13 protein-coding genes are annotated in these 16006 nt (G+C 68.8%); 7 read left to right on the top strand and 6 right to left on the bottom strand.

The features are described 5' to 3' along the window. Positions 1-134 precede the first annotated feature (134 nt). Positions 135-1163, bottom strand: a complete 1029-nt coding sequence (locus ACYVF6_RS11925; RefSeq protein ID WP_460520166.1) for a LacI family DNA-binding transcriptional regulator — start codon at positions 1161-1163, stop codon at positions 135-137. Between the two features lie 330 nt (positions 1164-1493). Between ACYVF6_RS11925 and ngcE the strand changes: the two genes are divergently transcribed. The 5 genes from ngcE to ACYVF6_RS11900 all read left to right on the top strand — a co-directional run bounded on the left by ngcE (position 1494) and on the right by ACYVF6_RS11900 (position 7190). Then, a complete protein-coding gene (gene ngcE / locus ACYVF6_RS11920) occupies positions 1494-2933 on the top strand; it encodes a type 2 periplasmic-binding domain-containing protein (RefSeq protein ID WP_460520162.1) in 1440 nt (479 codons plus the stop codon). A 117-nt stretch (positions 2934-3050) separates the two neighbouring features. Continuing rightward, positions 3051-3971 (top strand): carbohydrate ABC transporter permease, encoded by a 921-nt coding sequence (locus ACYVF6_RS11915; RefSeq protein WP_460520159.1) that lies wholly within the window; start codon positions 3051-3053, stop codon positions 3969-3971. 9 nt (positions 3972-3980) lie between these two features. Then, positions 3981-4928, top strand: a complete 948-nt coding sequence (locus ACYVF6_RS11910; RefSeq protein WP_460520156.1) for a carbohydrate ABC transporter permease — start codon at positions 3981-3983, stop codon at positions 4926-4928. 271 nt (positions 4929-5199) lie between these two features. Next, the gene (locus tag ACYVF6_RS11905; protein ID WP_460520153.1) at positions 5200-6357 is read left to right on the top strand and encodes a Gfo/Idh/MocA family protein; all 1158 of its coding nucleotides are present in this window, start codon (positions 5200-5202) and stop codon (positions 6355-6357) included. Continuing rightward, complete coding sequence (locus ACYVF6_RS11900; RefSeq protein WP_460520150.1) at positions 6354-7190, top strand: sugar phosphate isomerase/epimerase family protein; 837 nt, start codon at positions 6354-6356, stop codon at positions 7188-7190. Before ACYVF6_RS11905 ends, ACYVF6_RS11900 begins: the two co-directional genes overlap by 4 nt. Here the strand turns inward: ACYVF6_RS11900 and ACYVF6_RS11895 are convergent. Beyond that, positions 7187-10507, bottom strand: coding sequence for a S8 family peptidase (locus tag ACYVF6_RS11895; protein ID WP_460520147.1), 3321 nt, complete (start codon positions 10505-10507; stop codon positions 7187-7189). The two genes, ACYVF6_RS11900 and ACYVF6_RS11895, sit on opposite strands and share 4 nt — an antisense overlap. 133 nt (positions 10508-10640) lie before the next feature. Between ACYVF6_RS11895 and ACYVF6_RS11890 the strand changes: the two genes are divergently transcribed. Then, entirely contained in the window at positions 10641-11027 is a 387-nt protein-coding gene (locus tag ACYVF6_RS11890) for a hypothetical protein (RefSeq protein ID WP_460520144.1), read from the top strand. Between the two features lie 9 nt (positions 11028-11036). On the opposite strand, the gene ACYVF6_RS11885 is transcribed toward ACYVF6_RS11890, so the two are convergent. The 4 genes from ACYVF6_RS11885 to ACYVF6_RS11870 are packed head-to-tail and all read right to left on the bottom strand — an operon-like array spanning position 11037 to position 14889. Further along, positions 11037-11873, bottom strand: a complete 837-nt coding sequence (locus ACYVF6_RS11885) for a class II fructose-bisphosphate aldolase (RefSeq protein ID WP_460520141.1) — start codon at positions 11871-11873, stop codon at positions 11037-11039. A gap of 4 nt (positions 11874-11877) precedes the next feature. Then, positions 11878-13029, bottom strand: coding sequence for an N-acetylglucosamine-6-phosphate deacetylase (nagA, locus tag ACYVF6_RS11880; protein WP_460520139.1), 1152 nt, complete (start codon positions 13027-13029; stop codon positions 11878-11880). A gap of 7 nt (positions 13030-13036) precedes the next feature. Beyond that, a complete protein-coding gene (locus tag ACYVF6_RS11875; protein ID WP_460520137.1) occupies positions 13037-13984 on the bottom strand; it encodes an ROK family protein in 948 nt (315 codons plus the stop codon). Beyond that, a complete protein-coding gene (locus tag ACYVF6_RS11870; protein WP_460520134.1) occupies positions 13984-14889 on the bottom strand; it encodes an SIS domain-containing protein in 906 nt (301 codons plus the stop codon). Before ACYVF6_RS11870 ends, ACYVF6_RS11875 begins: the two co-directional genes overlap by 1 nt. 316 nt (positions 14890-15205) lie before the next feature. On the opposite strand from ACYVF6_RS11870, the gene ACYVF6_RS11865 reads away from it, so the two are divergent. Next, positions 15206-15994: a DeoR/GlpR family DNA-binding transcription regulator gene (locus ACYVF6_RS11865; RefSeq protein ID WP_460520131.1), complete on the top strand. Its 789-nt coding sequence runs from the start codon at positions 15206-15208 to the stop codon at positions 15992-15994. The last annotated feature ends 12 nt before the right edge of the window (positions 15995-16006 follow it).

Here is a 16006-nt window from a genome sequence, read left to right as displayed (position 1 = left end):
GTTTTCGGGCGGCTTGGAGCGGCAGCAGACATAATGTGCAGGCTAGCAGGGCGGATAGCGGTTTCCGATGTCCGAGAACGGCGCTCGGCAGCCGCGCGCTCGCCGTTTCGGAGCCCGCCGCGGCAGGCGGAAAGCTAGAGCTGCCGGGTCGACTCCCGGATGACGACCTCGCCACGGATCTTCTCGATCCGGTCCTTCTCAGGCGGGTCGATGTCGAGCGCCAACTCGGCCGCGCGTACGCCCATCTCCTCCAGCGGCAGCCTCACCGTCGTGAGCGAAGGCGTCAGATCCCGCAACGTCTCGATGTCGTCGAAGCCCGCGATCGACATCTCACCCGGCACCGAGATGCCGAGCTCCCGGCAGGCCGCCATCGCGCCGACCGCCATCACGTCGTTGACCGCGAACACGCACGTGACTCCCGGGGCGCGCGACAGCAGCTGCTTGGCCGCTTCGTATCCTCCGTCACGCGTGAACGTTCCGTCGATCACGGCCTGCGGGTCGAGCTCGATGCCGGCCTTCGTTAGTCCGTCCTTGAAGCCCTTGAACCGATCGGACGCCGTGAGCAACGCCCGCGGCCCGGCCAGCACCCCGAACTTGCGGTGCCCGAGATCTGCCAACCGCACAGCCAGCTCCCGCGCTCCGGCCCGGTTCTCCGGCTGCACGGTGTCGGTCGGCAGCTTGTGCTGACTGACGCACGCGATCCGCCCGCCCGACCGCCGGAACGCGTCGACTTCCTTGGCCAGCCGCTCGGTCTGCGCCTTGTCGGCCACCCGCGACCCGGCCAGGATGACGGCCCGCGCCCGCTGCGCCCGCAGCATCGCGACGTACTGCAGCTCGCGATTGGGATTACGCGACGTCGTCCCCAGGGTCACGATCAGCCCACGGTCGTCGGCGACGCCCATGACGCCGGATGCGATGGCGGAGAAGTAGGGGTCGGCGATGTCGTGGACGATCAGACCGACCGTCGAACTGGTGCCTCGAGCAACGGCCTGCGCGTGGACGTTCGGCGTGTAGCCGAGCTCCTCGGCCGCCTGCAAGACGACAACGCGAAGATCTTCGTTGACCCGGCGCGTACTCCCGTTGAGCACACGCGACGCGGTGGCGAGCGAAACGCCGGCCCTGCGCGCAACGTCGCCCAAGGTGACAACCGTGGAATTGCTCATCTTCGCGATTCTCCGCCTGGTCTGCCCATGGTGTCCGTACTTCTGTGCTCCTACGGTGTCAAGCATGCCGGAAACACAGCCCCATTCCGGCCAACTCGCCACGGTTTCTTTGCCGCGGTCAACGGCCCTGACCAGGTTTTAGCGTTTCAACGTCGACATTCTCGAGGTACAGCTGCACAAAAGTGTCCACTCAGGCCTTGTTCTGGCCAAGAAGTCACACTACGCTGCTCGCACTCGGGTTGATACGTAGGAGCGGGTGGCCCGTGCGGCCGAAGGCCGCGGGGCCGGATGAGCACTGTGGGTTCACCGAATCGCGCCGGGGAGGGCACGATGACCGACGATCGCAAACGCACCGGTCTAGACCGCCGAGCATTTCTCCGTCGCGCCGCATACCTCAGCGCAGCCGTCAGCAGTCCTGGGCTGCTCGCTGCTTGCGCGACCGGTGGCGGCGGCGACACGACCAACGACAAGCCCAAGTCCTCCGGCAAGAAGACCGCGCAGAATCCCCTCGGCGTCGACGCCAGCGCGCCTCTGGACGTCGTCATCTTCAAGGGTGGCTGGAGCGACGAGTACGCCAAGTACCACGAAGGCATGTACAAGAAGCGCTATCCCAGCTCGAAGGTCAGCCACCTCGGCACCCGCGAGATCGCCGGGCAGCTGCAGACGCGCTTCGCCAACGGAACGCCGCCGGACTTCATCGACAACTCCGGTGCGCAGATGATGGACCTCGCGACCCTTGTGACCCAGGGCCAGGTCCAGGACATCTCCGAGGTGCTCAAGGCCGCGTCGTGGGACGACCCGAAGAAGACGGTCGAGCAGACGCTGATCGAGGGCGCGCTCGATCCGCTCAAGTTCGAGGGCAAGCCCTACGGTCTGCCGTATGTCCTGAACATCAGCGGACTCTGGCACAACAAGAAGACGTTCGAGGCCAACGGTTGGGAGACGCCGAAGACCTGGGACGACCTGATGGCGCTCGGCGAGAAGACGAAGGCCAAGGGCCTGCCGCTGCTGACGTACCAGGGGCAGTACCCCGGCTACATGATGACCGTCTTCCACTCGCTGGTGAACAAGCGCGACGGCAACGTGGCGATGAAGGCCATCGACAACCTCGAGGACGGCGCCTGGTCGCAGGACGCCGTACGCGAGGTCGCCGAGGCGTTCGAGGAGCTGAAGGCGAAGAAGTACATCATGCCGGGCACGGCCGCGCTGGATCACACGCAGGCGCAGGCGGCCTGGCTGCAGGGCAAGGCGGCGCTGATCCCGTGCGGCTCGTGGCTGAAGAAGGAGATGGAGTCGCAGGTTCCGTCCGACTTCGAGTTCGTCATCCACCCGACGCCCTCGATGGACGCGAGCGACAAGATTCCGTACGAAGCGACGCCGTACGGTCCGGGCGAGAACTACATCGTTCCGTCGAAGGCGAAGAACGTGCCCGGCGGCCTCGAGATGATCCGGATCATGTGCTCGAAGGAAGGCGCGCAGAAGTTCGCCGAGCTCTGCTTCGCGCTGACCGTCGTCGAGGGCGCGCACGACGACCAGACGTTCGACCCGGTGCTCACCTCGTCGCTCGAAACGCTGAAGGCGGCGCAGAAGGTGCAGATTCTCGACTCGGTGAAGTACTCCCAGTGGTACGTCGAGATGAAGGACGAGGTCAACAACGCGTGCGGCCAGCTGCTCACCGGCAAGCTCGACGCGAAGGGCTTCCTGGCCCGCTGCCAGAAGAAGGCGGACGAGATCAAGAAGAACCCGAGCATCAAGAAGTTCACCCGGTGACGATGGCGGTGACCGGCCGGGACCGCGCCTCGCGTAGCCGGCCGCTGAATGTGCGGCCGGCTACGCGTGCCGGCGTGGCCGGCCGCCTTCCCGCACGCTAGAAGCAGGAGATTCGCCATGCGCAAGGGTCGTATTCCGTTCATCATCACGTTCCTGGCCCCCGCTCTCCTGCTCTACCTCGTCTTCGTGCTCTCCCCGTTCGCTCAGGGCATCCAGGTCTCGTTCACCAACTGGACCGGCTTCACGCCGGACTTCGACTACGTGGGCCTGGCCAACTACGAGTTCCTGATGCAGAGCGGGCCGTGGTGGCACGCGGTCGTCAACAACCTCAAGTTCCTGCTCGTCCTGCCGCTCGGCACGCTCGCGGTCTCGCTCGTGTTCGCCGCCCTGCTGACCCGCGGCGGCACCGGCGGCTCGAGCGCCAACCTGCGCGGCTCCGGCTTCTACCGCATCGTCTATTTCTTCCCGCAGGTGCTTCCGGTCGTGCTGATCGGCATCCTTTTCCAGTTCGTCTACAGCACCGACGGCGGGCTGCTGCAGCAAACGCTGAAGCTGGTCGGAATCGACATGCTGCGAATCATTCCGAACGGACTGCTGGGAACGCCGGACGCGATTTTGTGGGCGATCGCGTTCGTGGCGATCTGGGCCGGCGTCGGTTTCTACATGGTGCTGTTCATCGCCGGAATGCAGCAGATCCCCCGCGAGCTGTTCGAGGCCGCGGCGATCGACGGCGCCAGCCGGACCCGGATGTTCTTCAGCGTCACGCTTCCACTGTTGTGGGGCCATCTGCAGGTCGCGGTTGTCTTCATCGCCACCAACACACTCGACATGTTCGCGCTGCTGTCGGTCATGGCGCAGAACGGCAACGGCGCCGACCGTGGCGCCGACGTGATGGCGACCCAGCTGTACCGCACGGCGTTCGCCGGCAACTCACAGTTCGGGCTGGCTTCGGCGATGGCGACGTTCTTGCTGGTCTTCTCGCTGCTCCTCGCGGCAGTGACGTTCCGTCTCACCCGCCGCGAACGGCTGGAGTACTAGGAGAGATCCATGGCGACGACACCGACGACACCAACACCTTCGGCCGCCACCGGAACGGCACCGAAGTCCCCGCAGCAGAAGGCCGGCCTGCCACCGAACCGCTTCTCCGGTGCGCGGGTGCTGAGCGACGGCGTGCCGCAGGTCTTCCTGGTCGCGTGGGCGTTGCTGGTGATCCTGCCGATGCTGTGGGTTTTCCTGTCGTCGTTCAAGGACAACCGCGAGCTCTACAACAACCCGTTCGGGCTGCCTCAGGTCTGGCACTTCGACACCTACGTCGACGCGTGGCAGAAAGCGCACATCGGGCAGTTCTTCGTCAACACGCTGATCGTCGTGCTGTGCGGCGTGTTCTTCACATTGTTGTTCTCCGCGATGGCGGCGTACGTGCTCGCGCGTTACACGTTCCCCGGCAGCCGGATCATCTATTACCTGTTTCTCGCCGGCATGATGTTCCCGCTGTTTCTCGCGATCGTTCCGTTGTTCAGAATCGCGCAGAACATGGGGCTTTACCAGAACCTGCTGGGCCTGATCGTCATCTATGTCGCGTTCTCGCTGCCGTTCTCCATCTTCTTCCTGACGGCGTTCTTCCAGACGCTGCCGATGGATCTCGCGGAGGCGGCGTTCATCGACGGCGCCGGGCACTTCCGTACGTTCTTCCAGATCATGCTGCCGCTGGCGAAGCCGGGCCTGCTGAGCATCGGCGTGTTCAACTTCCTCGGCCAGTGGAACCAGTACCTCATCCCGCTCGTGCTGAACCCCCAGAAGGGCGACCCGCCCACGAACTTCGTCCTCACCCAAGGCCTCGCCGACCTCGCGCTCGGTGAGCGGTACGAGTCGGGTGCGACGTCGACCGGGCAGCTGTTCGCCGGCCTGATCATCATGATGATTCCGGTACTCGCCGTGTACATCGTGTTCCAGCGCCGGGTCGAGGAAGGCCTTACGGCAGGGGCCCTGAAGTAACAGGTGTAACGGCTGCCGAGGCCGTCCGTCTGGGATTACTAGGGGTGAACCCTCCTCTGCGTCGAACCAGTCGAATGACGGTGTCCGGTTTCCGCCGGACCTGATCAGCGGACTTGCTTCCGGTGCTGGTCTTCGGTTACGGTGGAAAACGCTTTCCTCGCTACGTCGATGGCGTGGAGGGGGAACACACCTAGTTACGGGCTGCAGGGAGCGCGCAAAAGGGGGCGACCGGGATGGCCCAGACAGGCGTACTGAGAGACGGAGGGACCGCATGAGCGTGCGCGAGCTCGGCGTCGTGATGAACGGCGTGACTGGGCGAATGGGCTACAACCAGCATCTGGTGCGCTCGATCCTTGCCATCCGCGGTCAAGGGGGCATCGAACTGGCCGACGGCACGCGCGTGGTGCCGGAGCCGCTGCTCGTAGGACGTTCGGAAGCCAAGCTCCGCGACATCGCCGAGCGGCACGGTCTGACCCGTTGGACGACAGACCTCGACTCCGCACTGAGCGACCCGAGCATGTCGATCTACTTCGACGCGCAGGCCACCCAGGCCCGAGAGAAGGCCGTCCTGAAGGCGATCTCGGCCGGCAAGCACATCTACTGCGAGAAGCCCACGGCCGACAGCCTGACTTCCGCCGTCGAGCTGGCTCGGACGGCTGCCGACGCCGGCGTGAAGGTCGGCGTCGTGATGGACAAGGTCTACCTGCCCGGGCTGCGCAAGCTGAGCCGGCTCGTCGAGAGCGGGTTCTTCGGGCGGATCCTGTCGATCCGCGGCGAGTTCGGCTACTGGGTCTTCGAAGGCGACTGGCAGGCCGCGCAGCGGCCGAGCTGGAACTACCGCGCCGAGGACGGCGGCGGCATCACGCTCGACATGTTCTGCCACTGGAACTACGTCCTGGAGTCGATCGCCGGCCGGGTCGGCGCGGTGACGGCACGCGCTGTCACCCACATCCCGAAGCGGTACGACGAGCAGGGCGACGCCTATGACGCCACGGCCGACGACGCGGCGTACGCGATCTTCGAGCTCGACAGCGGCGTGATCGCCCAGCTCAACTCCTCCTGGTGTGTCCGGGTGTTCCGCGACGAGCTGGTGGAGTTCCAGGTCGACGGCACGCACGGCAGCGCGGTCGCCGGGCTGCGCCGGTGCCGGATCCAGCACCGCGCGAGCACGCCGATGCCGGTGTGGAACCCCGACCTGCCCGCCACGGAGACGTTCCGTGAGCAGTGGCAGGAGGTCCCCGACAACACGAACTTCGACAACGGCTTCAAGGTCGAGTGGGAGCAGTTCATCCGCTACGTCATGGCCGAGGAGCCTCAGCCGTTCGCGTACGACTTCCTGGCCGCCGCGCGCGGTGTCCAGCTGGCCGAGCTGGGCCTGCGTTCGTCCGCCGAGGGCAGGCGGATCGAGGTGCCCGAGGTCACGCTGTGACGACGGGATCACTGGCGCGGCTCTCGCTCAACCAGAAGACGACCAACCGGTGGACGGTCGCCGAGGCCGTCTCCGGGTGTGTTCGGGCCGGCATCCCGGCGATCGGGTTGTGGCGGGAGCACGTTGCGCAGGCCGGGCTGGCTGCCTCCGCCCGGCTGGTCCGGGACGCGGGGCTGCGCGTTTCGTCGCTGTGTCGCGGCGGGTTCCTGACCGCCGCCGAACCCGTCGCGCGGAAGGCCGCACTCGACGACAACCGGCGTGCGATCGACGAGGCGGCCGAGCTGGGTGCACCGTGCGTGGTGCTGGTGGTCGGCGGCCTGCCGGACGGCTCGAAGGACCTCGCCGGCGCCCGCGACCGGGTGGGGTCGGCGATCGCGGAGCTGGCACCGGTGGCGGGCGCGGCCGGCGTACGGCTGGCCCTGGAGCCGCTGCACCCGATGTACTGCGCGGACCGGGCGGTGCTGTCCACGCTGGGCCAGGCGCTGGACATGGCGGAGAACTTCCCGTCGGCCCAGGTCGGCGTCGTGGTCGACACGTTCCACATCTGGTGGGACCCCGACGTGTGGCGGCAGATCGGCCGCGCGGGCGCGGGCGACCGGATCGCGTCGTTCCAGGTCTGCGACTTCAACCTGCCGATCCCCGAGGACAACCTGCTCGCGCGGGGCATGATGGGCGACGGCTTCATCGAGTTCCGCCCGTTTCGGGAGGCCGTCGAGGCCGCCGGCTACGACGGCGACATCGAAGTGGAGATCTTCAACGCCGACATCTGGGCCGCCGACCCCGACACCGTCCTCACCACGATGGTCGAGCGCTACCGGGAGCTCGTTGTCTAGGGTGTGCCGACCTGGAACGCGCGGTGTGTCGTGACGTCCGTGCTGCTCCCCGCGCCGTCAGCGACTCGGATCCGGAGGCTGGCGAACGCCTGCTCCACGTTCGGCGTGGTCTCGTCGGCCACCCAGTGACCGTCGACCTGACGCACCTCGAGATCGCGCCAGGTCGCGCCGTCGTCGTACGAGATCGCCAGTTCCGGCGTGCTCATCGTCGCCCGGTCGCCGCCCACGACGTCGATCGTGAGCGGGAGCGTGGTGCCTGGCGCCGCCCGGCCACGCAGGTCGAACGGACCGGTGACCCGCGCGTCGATGACCGTGCCAACCGGGCTGTCGTCGCCCGCCGGCGCGGGTGAGGACCGGAACGTCCAGCTCCCGCTGACCTTCCGGGCATAGGCCAGATAGCTGAGCGTGTGTTCGGCCGTCAGCTCCACGGTGTAGGTGCCTGTGCCGGTCTGGTTCTCGACGTAGACGCCCGTGGTCGTGTCCTCCTCGGCGATCGTCTCGCCGTCGCGTTTCAGCACGGTGTGGCCCACCGGCGGCTCCGCGAGCACGTAGGTCAGGTAGTCGCTGCCGGCCGGGCAGACCGGACACAGCCGGACGCCGAGGCTTCCGTCGCTTCCGTGGTAGGCCTGCGCACTCGCACCCCAGGCGGCCGCACCGAACCGGTACGTACGGCGCTCACCGGGCACGTACGTCGACGGCGGCAGATCGTCGGCGTAGGCGAGAAAGTCCGGCGGCACGGTCAGCTCCAGCCCTCCGCTCCAGAGCGGCTTGGTCCCGAAGGCGTCGGCGGTCACCAGGATCCGCTGCCGGCCGGGCGGCCGGACTCTGGGGCCGGCGTTGAGAAGCTGTAGCGGCAGCCCGTCGACCTCCAGGTCACCGTGCAGAGCCACCAGCCCGTCCAACGGCTCGTCGCCCGGTGTGGCGAACTCCAGCGTGAGGTCGGCCAACTGGCCGGCATCGACCGGATACGTCGGATCGTCTGGCAGCCGGCCGCGCTCACCGTCGACCAGGCTGTACCTCGTGCCGTCCGCTCCGACGAGGTGCATGTACAGCGAGAACCAGTACGGCCGGTCCTCGACCGGCTCCGTCGCAAGGACGTAGAGCTCGCTCTGCCCGCCGCGGTCGCGGAACTGCGCGTAGAAGGGCAGGTCACCTACCCTCTGCACCAGACTCGACAGCAGCAGCTCGTGGTTGGTGGTCGTCACGTCTCCGCTGAACCTGGCCGGCCTGGCCTCCCGCGCGTCCAGCCGGACCGTGGTGCCGGCGTGGCCGACCACGATCTCCGGCGCGGCCACCAGGGTCGAGCTGACCAGTTCCTCGCCGTCCCAGCCGAGGATGTGCTCGGCGGAGGTGTAGCGACCTGGAGCGACCCGGGCGACGAGCTTGCCGCCGGTCATCCGAAGTGGCTCGGCCTCGCCAGTCTCGACGTTCACGATGATCGGCACCTCGGCGAAATTCCCCTGGCCGGTCGCCGTGATCGGCTCACCGTCCCGGGTGACGTACTCGAACGTGACGTCGTGCTTCTCGCCCTCGACGAACACAGCCACCGGCGTACGGATCGCGGTGCCGCGGCCCTTGGCGAGGATCGTGCCTTGGTACTGCGTCCCCAGCGCGGCGCGGGCCGGGTCGACCACGAGCCGGACCGTCCGGCTGCCGCCGGCCGGAACCGTGACCTCGTCCGGCATCCGGAACAGTCCCTTCGGCGCCGGGTGCCCGGCCGAGTCGGCCGGCGAGAACGCGAGCCGCAACGCCAGCGGTTGGTCGCCGTCGTTCCGGTACGTCACGTTCTCGACCGCCGGCCCCTCGTGCGGCCAGTCGAGGAACGCCGAGACGCTCCCGCCCGCGGCCCAGACCGGTTGCTCGATCGCCTTCGCGACGTCTAGGAACCCCGCGCCCTGCTCGAACACCGAACTCGCGCCCAGCGGTGCGGTGGCGCTGCCCATCAGCAGCGCCTTCAGCCGGTCCGCGCCGGCCTTCGGATAGCGCTGCGCGAGGATCGCCGCCGCACCAGCGACATGCGGCGTGGCCATCGACGTACCGGACAACCTGCTGTAGTGCTCGTCGACCGGGTCGCCGACCACGGCGCCGGCTGCCCTCGCGGCGGCGATGTCGACGCCGGGCGCCGCGAGATCAGGCTTCATCGCCCGGTCGTAGTACCGCGGCCCACGGCTGGAGAAGTCCGCCGTCGTACGGTCCCGGTTGGCCGCCGCGACCGTGAGCGCTCGGTCGGCGTCACCGGGGGCGCCGATCGTCCGCTCGCCGTCACCGGAGTTGCCGGCCGCGACCACGAACAGCGTTCCCGTGCTCTCCGTGAGCCGGTTCACCGCCTGGGACATCGGGTCGGTCCCGTATCCGTCGCCGTTCCCGCCGAGGCTGAGGTTGACCACGTCCGCGCCCTGGCCGACGGCCCACTCCATGCCCGCGATGATGTCGGAGGTCGATCCGAACCCGGAGTCGTCGAGCACCTTGCCGTTGATCAGCTGCGCGCCGGGAGCCACGCCCTTGAAACGCCCTCCGGACGCGGCTCCCGTGCCGGCGATGGTCGAAGCCACATGTGTGCCGTGGCCGAACCGGTCGTCCGGTGTCCCGGAGTCGGTGAAGTCATGCTCGGCGACGACCTTGGATCCGGTCAGGTCGGGATGGTCGGTGTCGATGCCGGTGTCCAGGACCGCGACCCGGATGCCCTTGCCGGTGAAGCCTTTCTCCCACGCGGCCGGAGCGCCGACCTGCGGGACGCTCTGATCCAGGCTCGCCCGCACCTTCGCGTCCAGCCAGATCTTCGCCCGGCCGGTCCGGGCGGTGCGCAGTTTCGTCCACAGCGCGGTCGCCTTGGCCTTCGGCGTTCGTACGGCCCGCAGCTCGAGGCTTTCGTAGGTGCGTACAGCCTTGGCCGAAGCCGGCAGCTCGGCGCCGGCGACGAGCACCCGCAGGTCCTTGGTCGCCGCGTCGTCCAGGCCGTCCTCGACGAGGCTGGTGACCTCGAACAGCCGCTCGTCGACCGAGCCGTTCATGACGAGCGGGACGGCATCCGACGGGTAGACCGAGATCTCTCCGCCGAGCTGCCGGATCCCGAACGTGATGTTCTCCCGTCCGGCACCGGGAGTCGGTTCCGCCCGGTAGCCCCGCGCGGTCCTGTCCACCCGTACGACGTCTCCGGTGACGAGCGTGACCCGCCACGACCGCTGGACGTCGCTCGTACCGACGGCTGGCCTGCCGTCCTCTCCGGGTGGGCCTGCGGCGGTCAGCAGACCGACCGCGAGCGCTCCTCCCGCGATCCAACCCAAGGCCCTTCGCAACGGGCCGCCCGTTCTGGGCATCGGCTCCCCTTCGACGCGACAGGCGGGCGGGTCGGCCCCCGCTCCGCTCTACCGCACGAACGCCGTGGACAGCCGACCGCGTTGACGACTCGGGTAAGTTCGGCTCCTCGGCAAGCGCGAGCGGGAGGACATCATGAACACCGGAATGCCACAGGCACCGACCCAGTGGCCCAAGCCGGGCAGTCTGGTGCTGCCCTACCTCTGGTCGCTCGCGCTGCCGATCGCCTGGGCCCTGGGCATTCTGGGCGTGACGATCCTGGCCTTCGCGGTGCGCCTGAGCACCGCCGGCGACTACGACTCCGACCAGGACGCCGGGCTGGCGATCGCCCTGCTCGTGCAGTCGATCGGTGGCCTCGCCGCGTGGGTGACGTTCGTCATCCTGGCGTGGGTGAAGGGGCAGCAGGACGCCACTGCCCGGCCACGATTCCTGGGCTACGGCACGATCGCGCTCGCGGCCGTCACCATCGTGGCGGTGATCCTGCTCTTCCTCCTGCCCGACGGCAGCTCAGCGGCTGCCTAGCTCGACGAGCTAGGCAGCCTTCAGGATCCCCAGCAGGCGGGTGACCTCACGGGTCACCGCATCGCGCGCGGGCGTGAGGTATTTGCGGGTGTCGACCACGGTCGGGTTGGCCGTGAGGTAATCACGCACAGCGTTGGTGAACGCCTGGTTCAGCGCCGTCGCGATGTTGACCTTCGTGATGCCGGCTTCCACCGCGCGGGTCAGGTCGCTGTCGGGCACGCCGGACGAGCCGTGCAGCACCAGCGGCACGTCGACCGCGTCACGGTTGGCCGCGATCAGGTCGAAGTCGAGCGAGGCCGTCTTCTCGAGCATCGCGTGGGAGGTGCCGACGGCGATCGCCAGCGCGTCGACGCCGGTCGCGTCGACGAACGCGCGGGCCTCCTCCGGCCGCGTGCGAGCACCCGGCGCGTGCACGCCGTCCTTGCCGCCCACCTCGCCGAGTTCTGCCTCGACGTAGACGCCGCGGTCGTGGCAGCGCTTCACCACTTCGGCGGTCGCCAGCAGGTTCTCTTCGTACGGCAACGTCGAAGCATCGAACATCACCGATCCGACGCCGAGCTCCAGCGCCGCGTAGATCAGCTCCGGCTTGGTCACATGGTCGACGTGCAGCGCGACCGGTACGGACGCGGCGCGTGCCACGGCCAGCGTCCCGACGGTGATCGGCTCCAGCGCGCCGTGGTATTTCACGGCGTTCTCGCTGATCTGCAGGATCACGGGAGCGCCGACGGCCTCGGCGCCGGCGACCAGCGCCTCTGCGTGCTCCAGCTGGATGACGTTGAACGCGCCAACACCGCGCCCGGCCTCCTGGGCCTGGCGCATGATGTCACCGGTCGGCGTGAACGGCATTGACCTAGTTCTCCCTGTGCTCGTCGGGCACCCAGGCGCCGGCCCGCATGACAGCCGACACGTCGAGTGCGCTGTCGAGCAGGACAAGATCAGCCTGGAGGCCCGTTCGGAGCGCACCGACATCGACCAACCCGAGCGCCCCTGCCGGGTTGGTCGCCGCCATCCGTGCCGCCTCGATCATCGAGACGCCGATCTCACGAACGACGAACCGGAACGCCGCATCCATCGTAAGCGTGCTTCCGGCGATCGAGTCGCCGTCGCGTAACCGGACCAGGCCGTTTCGGACCTTGACAGCCCGGCCGCCGAGCTCGTATTCACCGTCGCCGAGCCCGGCCGCCTGCATCGCGTCCGTGACCAATGACACACGGTCAACGCCGGCGGCGCGGACCGCGAGGTCGAGCATCGCAGGGTGTACATGGTGACCGTCGGCGATCAGCTCGACGGTGCAGCGCGGGTCCTCCAGCAACGCCGCGACAGCGCCCGGCTCGCGGTGGTGCAGGCTCGGCATCGCGTTGTAGAGGTGGGTCGCGACCGTGGCGCCCGCGTCCATGGCGCGCTTGGCCTGGTCGTAGGTCGCCATGGTGTGCCCGACCGCGACCACCGCGCCGGCCGCGACGACCTGCTCGACCGCCGCCGGCCCGCCGTCGAGCTCGGGCGCGATCGTCACCATCCGGATCGTTCCGCCGGCCAGCTCGAGCAGGCGGCCGACTTCGGTCGCTGTCGGTGGCCGGAGCACCTCCGGGTCGTGGGCGCCCTTCTTGCCCGGCGACAGCCACGGCCCTTCGAGGTGGATACCGGCTACGGTGTCGGCCCGGCCGGACCGCATCGCCTCCACGAGCGCGGTGACCTGCCGTTCCAGGTCTTCCGCCGGTGCCGACACGAGGCTCGCGATCGTGCTCGTCGTGCCATGCGAGAGGTGGAACGCGGCCACCTTCGCGATCGAGCCGGGGTCGGCGGAGGTGTACGCACCGCCGCCACCGCCGTGCACGTGCGTGTCGACGAACCCCGGCACGACGTACCGGTTGGCGAGGTCGAAGTCGATCCGGGCCGGCGCGCCGCCGCCGACGGCCACGATCCGTGAGCCGTCGACCTCTATCCAGCCGGGGTCGAGGATCGCGTCGTGCGTCACCACCCGGCCGTTGCCCAGAACGGTCACAGTACGGTCACCTGGAAGCTCCATCACCTGAGTCACTGAGGGTCCGCCACGCCAGCAGGCCCGCGCCGAGGCAACCGGCCTGGTCGCCGAGCGCGGCCCGGACCAGCCGGGGCCGGCGCTGGAACGTCAGCGCCTGGTCAAGTCTTTCCGCCAGCGGAGCGAGCAGCAAGTCGCCGGCTTCGGCCAGCCCACCGCCGACCACGACCACCTCGGAGCCGAGCAGCGTGAGCGCGGTGTGAAGCGCGTGGACGAGCGCGCCGATCGCCTCGTCCCAGACCTTCGCCGCGATCGGGTCGCCGTCGCGGACGAGCGCGGCCACGGCTGCCGAACCGTCGACCTCCTGGCCGCCGGCCTCGGTGTAGCGGCGGCCGATCGCGGCGGCTGAGGCGTACCGCTCCAGGCAGCCGCGCTGGCCGCACGGGCACTGCTCGCCGTCCGGGTGGACGACGACGTGGCCGAGCTCGCCGGCGTACCCGCCCGCGACCAGCGGCGAGCCGTCGACCACGCAGCACGCGGCGATGCCGGTGCCGAGCGGGAGGAACAGCGCGTTCGTGGCGCCCGCGGCCGCGCCGACCACCGACTCGGCCAGCCCGCCCGTACGAACGTCGTGGCCGAGCGCGACCGGGATGCCGAGCCGTTCGCGCAGCTGCGGGCCGAGCGGCGCGTTCCGCCACGGCAGGTTGGCCGCCGTCACGGCCACGCCGCGTACGTCGTCGACGATGCCGGGTACGCAGAGTCCGGCCGCCTGGGGCGCGGTCAGGCCGAGCCCGGGCGCCTGTGCGGCCAGTTCGGTGAACGCGGCCGCGATCCGGTCGAGCACCTGCTCGGGCGCTTCGTCGGCGCCGGTGGCGAACGACTTGCGGAAACGCACCTGGTTGGCCGCGTCGATCAGGGCGCCCTTCATGTACGTACCGCCTACGTCGAGGCCGAGTACGCAGCTGTCGTCGGACGCCATCAGTGCGCGGGGAGGACCACGGAGCGGGTCAGGTTGCGCGGGTTGTCGGGGTCGAGGCCCTTGGCGGCACCGATGCCGACCGCGAGGCGCTGCACGCGGATCAGCTCGGCCAGCGGGTCGCGGTCGGGCTCGGCGACGACGATCGCGCCGAGCGCCGAGGTCTGGTCGTACAGGTTGGCCGGCGGCGGGCCGAGGAACCACACGACCGAGGAGTCGTCGGTGATGCTCATAGGTCCGTGACGGTACTCCATCGCGGGGTACGCCTCGGTCCACGAGATCGACGCCTCGCGCATCTTGAGCGCGGCCTCGTTGGCGAGGCCGACCGTCCAGCCGCTGCCGAGGAACGTGAACTGGCCGCGGTCGAGCGCGCCGTCCGGCAGGTCCTGCGCGAGCGCCTGCTCGGCGTCGGCGATCGACTGCTCGACGGGAAGGCCGACGTGCGCGCGCAGCAGGGTGAGCGCGGAGGTCGCGAAGCGGGTCTGCACGACCGAAACCTCGTCGGCGAAGTCCAGCACGACCGTGCGGTCGGCGAGCTCCATCACCGGGGTGGTGGGGTCGGCGGTGATCACCGTGGTCTGGATCCGGCCGCGCAGCTCGGTGAGCGCCGCGATCACCTCGGTCGTCGTGCCGGAACGAGTGAGCGCGACGATCCGGTCGTAACCGCGTGTGCTCAGGAGGGTGTCGGTGAACTCCGAGGCGGCGTACGCATCGGTCACGCCATGGCCGGCCTGCTCACGCAGCGCGGCGTAGGACTGCGCCATGAACCAGGACGTGCCGCAGCCGAGCACCGCGATCCGCTCGCCGTCGGTGGGCAGGGCCGATGCCGTCTCGCCCGCTCCCGCGAGTCGTGCGGCGCGCCGCCAGCTGTCCGGCTGGCTGGCGATCTCCTCCGTTACGTACTTCATGAACCTTCTTCTCTCCCGGATCCCCGCGTAGGCTCACCACCCGGTCAGCGATGCCTCTGCAGCGTAATCCACGAACGCTCGTTAGTGCACAGTATTCCGCAAGAACAAGCAGAGATGAGCAAGTTGGCCAGAACGGGTCACAGTCTTCACTGCAACTTTGCTCAAATCACTTGCGCACTACCCCCGGTTTGTGATCAGTTTCTTTGCTAACGCGTGCAGGAAACCGCGCACGCGCGACGTTGGACATGGGGTGGATGGACATGAACGAGCGCGGCGGCACTTCGCAGGGGGACTGCACGAATGCTGGGCGGTGCACGTGAACCGTTACGAGCGCCTCAACGCCATCCTCGAGCTCGTCGCCGAGCGGGGACGGATCGACGTCGAGACCCTGGCAACCGAGCTCGACGTCTCCACCGCCACCATCCGCCGCGACCTCGACCATCTCGCGCAGCAGCAGTTCCTCACCCGCACCCGCGGTGGTGCGGTCGCGCACTCGGTCGCCTATGACCTGCCGTTGCGCTACAAGTCCGCTCGCCAGGCCACCGAGAAGCAGCGGATCGGCAAGGCCGCAGCCGACATGGTCGAGGCCGGCATGGTGATCGGCCTCAACGGCGGCACCACTGCCACCGAGGTGGCGCGCGCGATCGCCACGCGTACCGACCTGCAGTCCCCCGCGGCCGGACGGCGCGCGGTCACGATCGTCACCAACGCGGTCAACATCGCCAACGAGCTGACCGTCCGGCCACACGTCAAGATCGTCGTGACCGGCGGCGTGGCGCGCCCGCAGTCGTACGAGCTGGCCGGGCCGTTGGCCACGCACATCCTCGAGGGCGTGAGCCTCGACGTGGCGTTCCTCGGCGTGGACGCGATCGACCCGGTCTCCGGCGCTTCGGCGCACCACGAGGGCGAGGCCAACATCAACCAGCTGATGGCGTCCCGCGCCCGGCAGGTCGTCGTGGTGGCCGACAGCTCGAAGGTCGGCACGCAGGCGTTCGCACGGATCCGGGCGACCGACGAGATCGACGTCCTGATCACCGACACCGCGATCCCCGACGACTCCCGGCAGCGTTTCGAGGATCTCGGCGTCAAGGTGATGCTGGTCTAGACGATCTATTCC

This window comes from Flindersiella endophytica (assembly GCF_054779015.1).
The sequence above is the reverse complement of the archived record's forward strand: the minus strand, read 5'-3'. Positions and strand labels throughout refer to the sequence as shown.

Bases quoted from the DNA above. Each gene is read 5' to 3' on its own strand.
- ACYVF6_RS11885 (WP_460520141.1), bottom strand. From the start codon at position 11,873: ATGCCGTTCACGCCGACCGGTGACATCATGCGCCAGGCCCAGGAGGCC.
- ACYVF6_RS11925 (WP_460520166.1), bottom strand. From the start codon at position 1,163: ATGAGCAATTCCACGGTTGTCACCTTGGGCGACGTTGCGCGCAGGGCC.
- ACYVF6_RS11905 (WP_460520153.1), top strand. From the start codon at position 5,200: ATGAGCGTGCGCGAGCTCGGCGTCGTGATGAACGGCGTGACTGGGCGA.
- ACYVF6_RS11890 (WP_460520144.1), top strand. From the start codon at position 10,641: ATGAACACCGGAATGCCACAGGCACCGACCCAGTGGCCCAAGCCGGGC.
- ACYVF6_RS11895 (WP_460520147.1), bottom strand. From the start codon at position 10,507: ATGCCCAGAACGGGCGGCCCGTTGCGAAGGGCCTTGGGTTGGATCGCG.
- ACYVF6_RS11875 (WP_460520137.1), bottom strand. From the start codon at position 13,984: ATGGCGTCCGACGACAGCTGCGTACTCGGCCTCGACGTAGGCGGTACG.
- ngcE (WP_460520162.1), top strand. From the start codon at position 1,494: ATGACCGACGATCGCAAACGCACCGGTCTAGACCGCCGAGCATTTCTC.
- ACYVF6_RS11910 (WP_460520156.1), top strand. From the start codon at position 3,981: ATGGCGACGACACCGACGACACCAACACCTTCGGCCGCCACCGGAACG.
- ACYVF6_RS11870 (WP_460520134.1), bottom strand. From the start codon at position 14,889: ATGAAGTACGTAACGGAGGAGATCGCCAGCCAGCCGGACAGCTGGCGG.
- ACYVF6_RS11915 (WP_460520159.1), top strand. From the start codon at position 3,051: ATGCGCAAGGGTCGTATTCCGTTCATCATCACGTTCCTGGCCCCCGCT.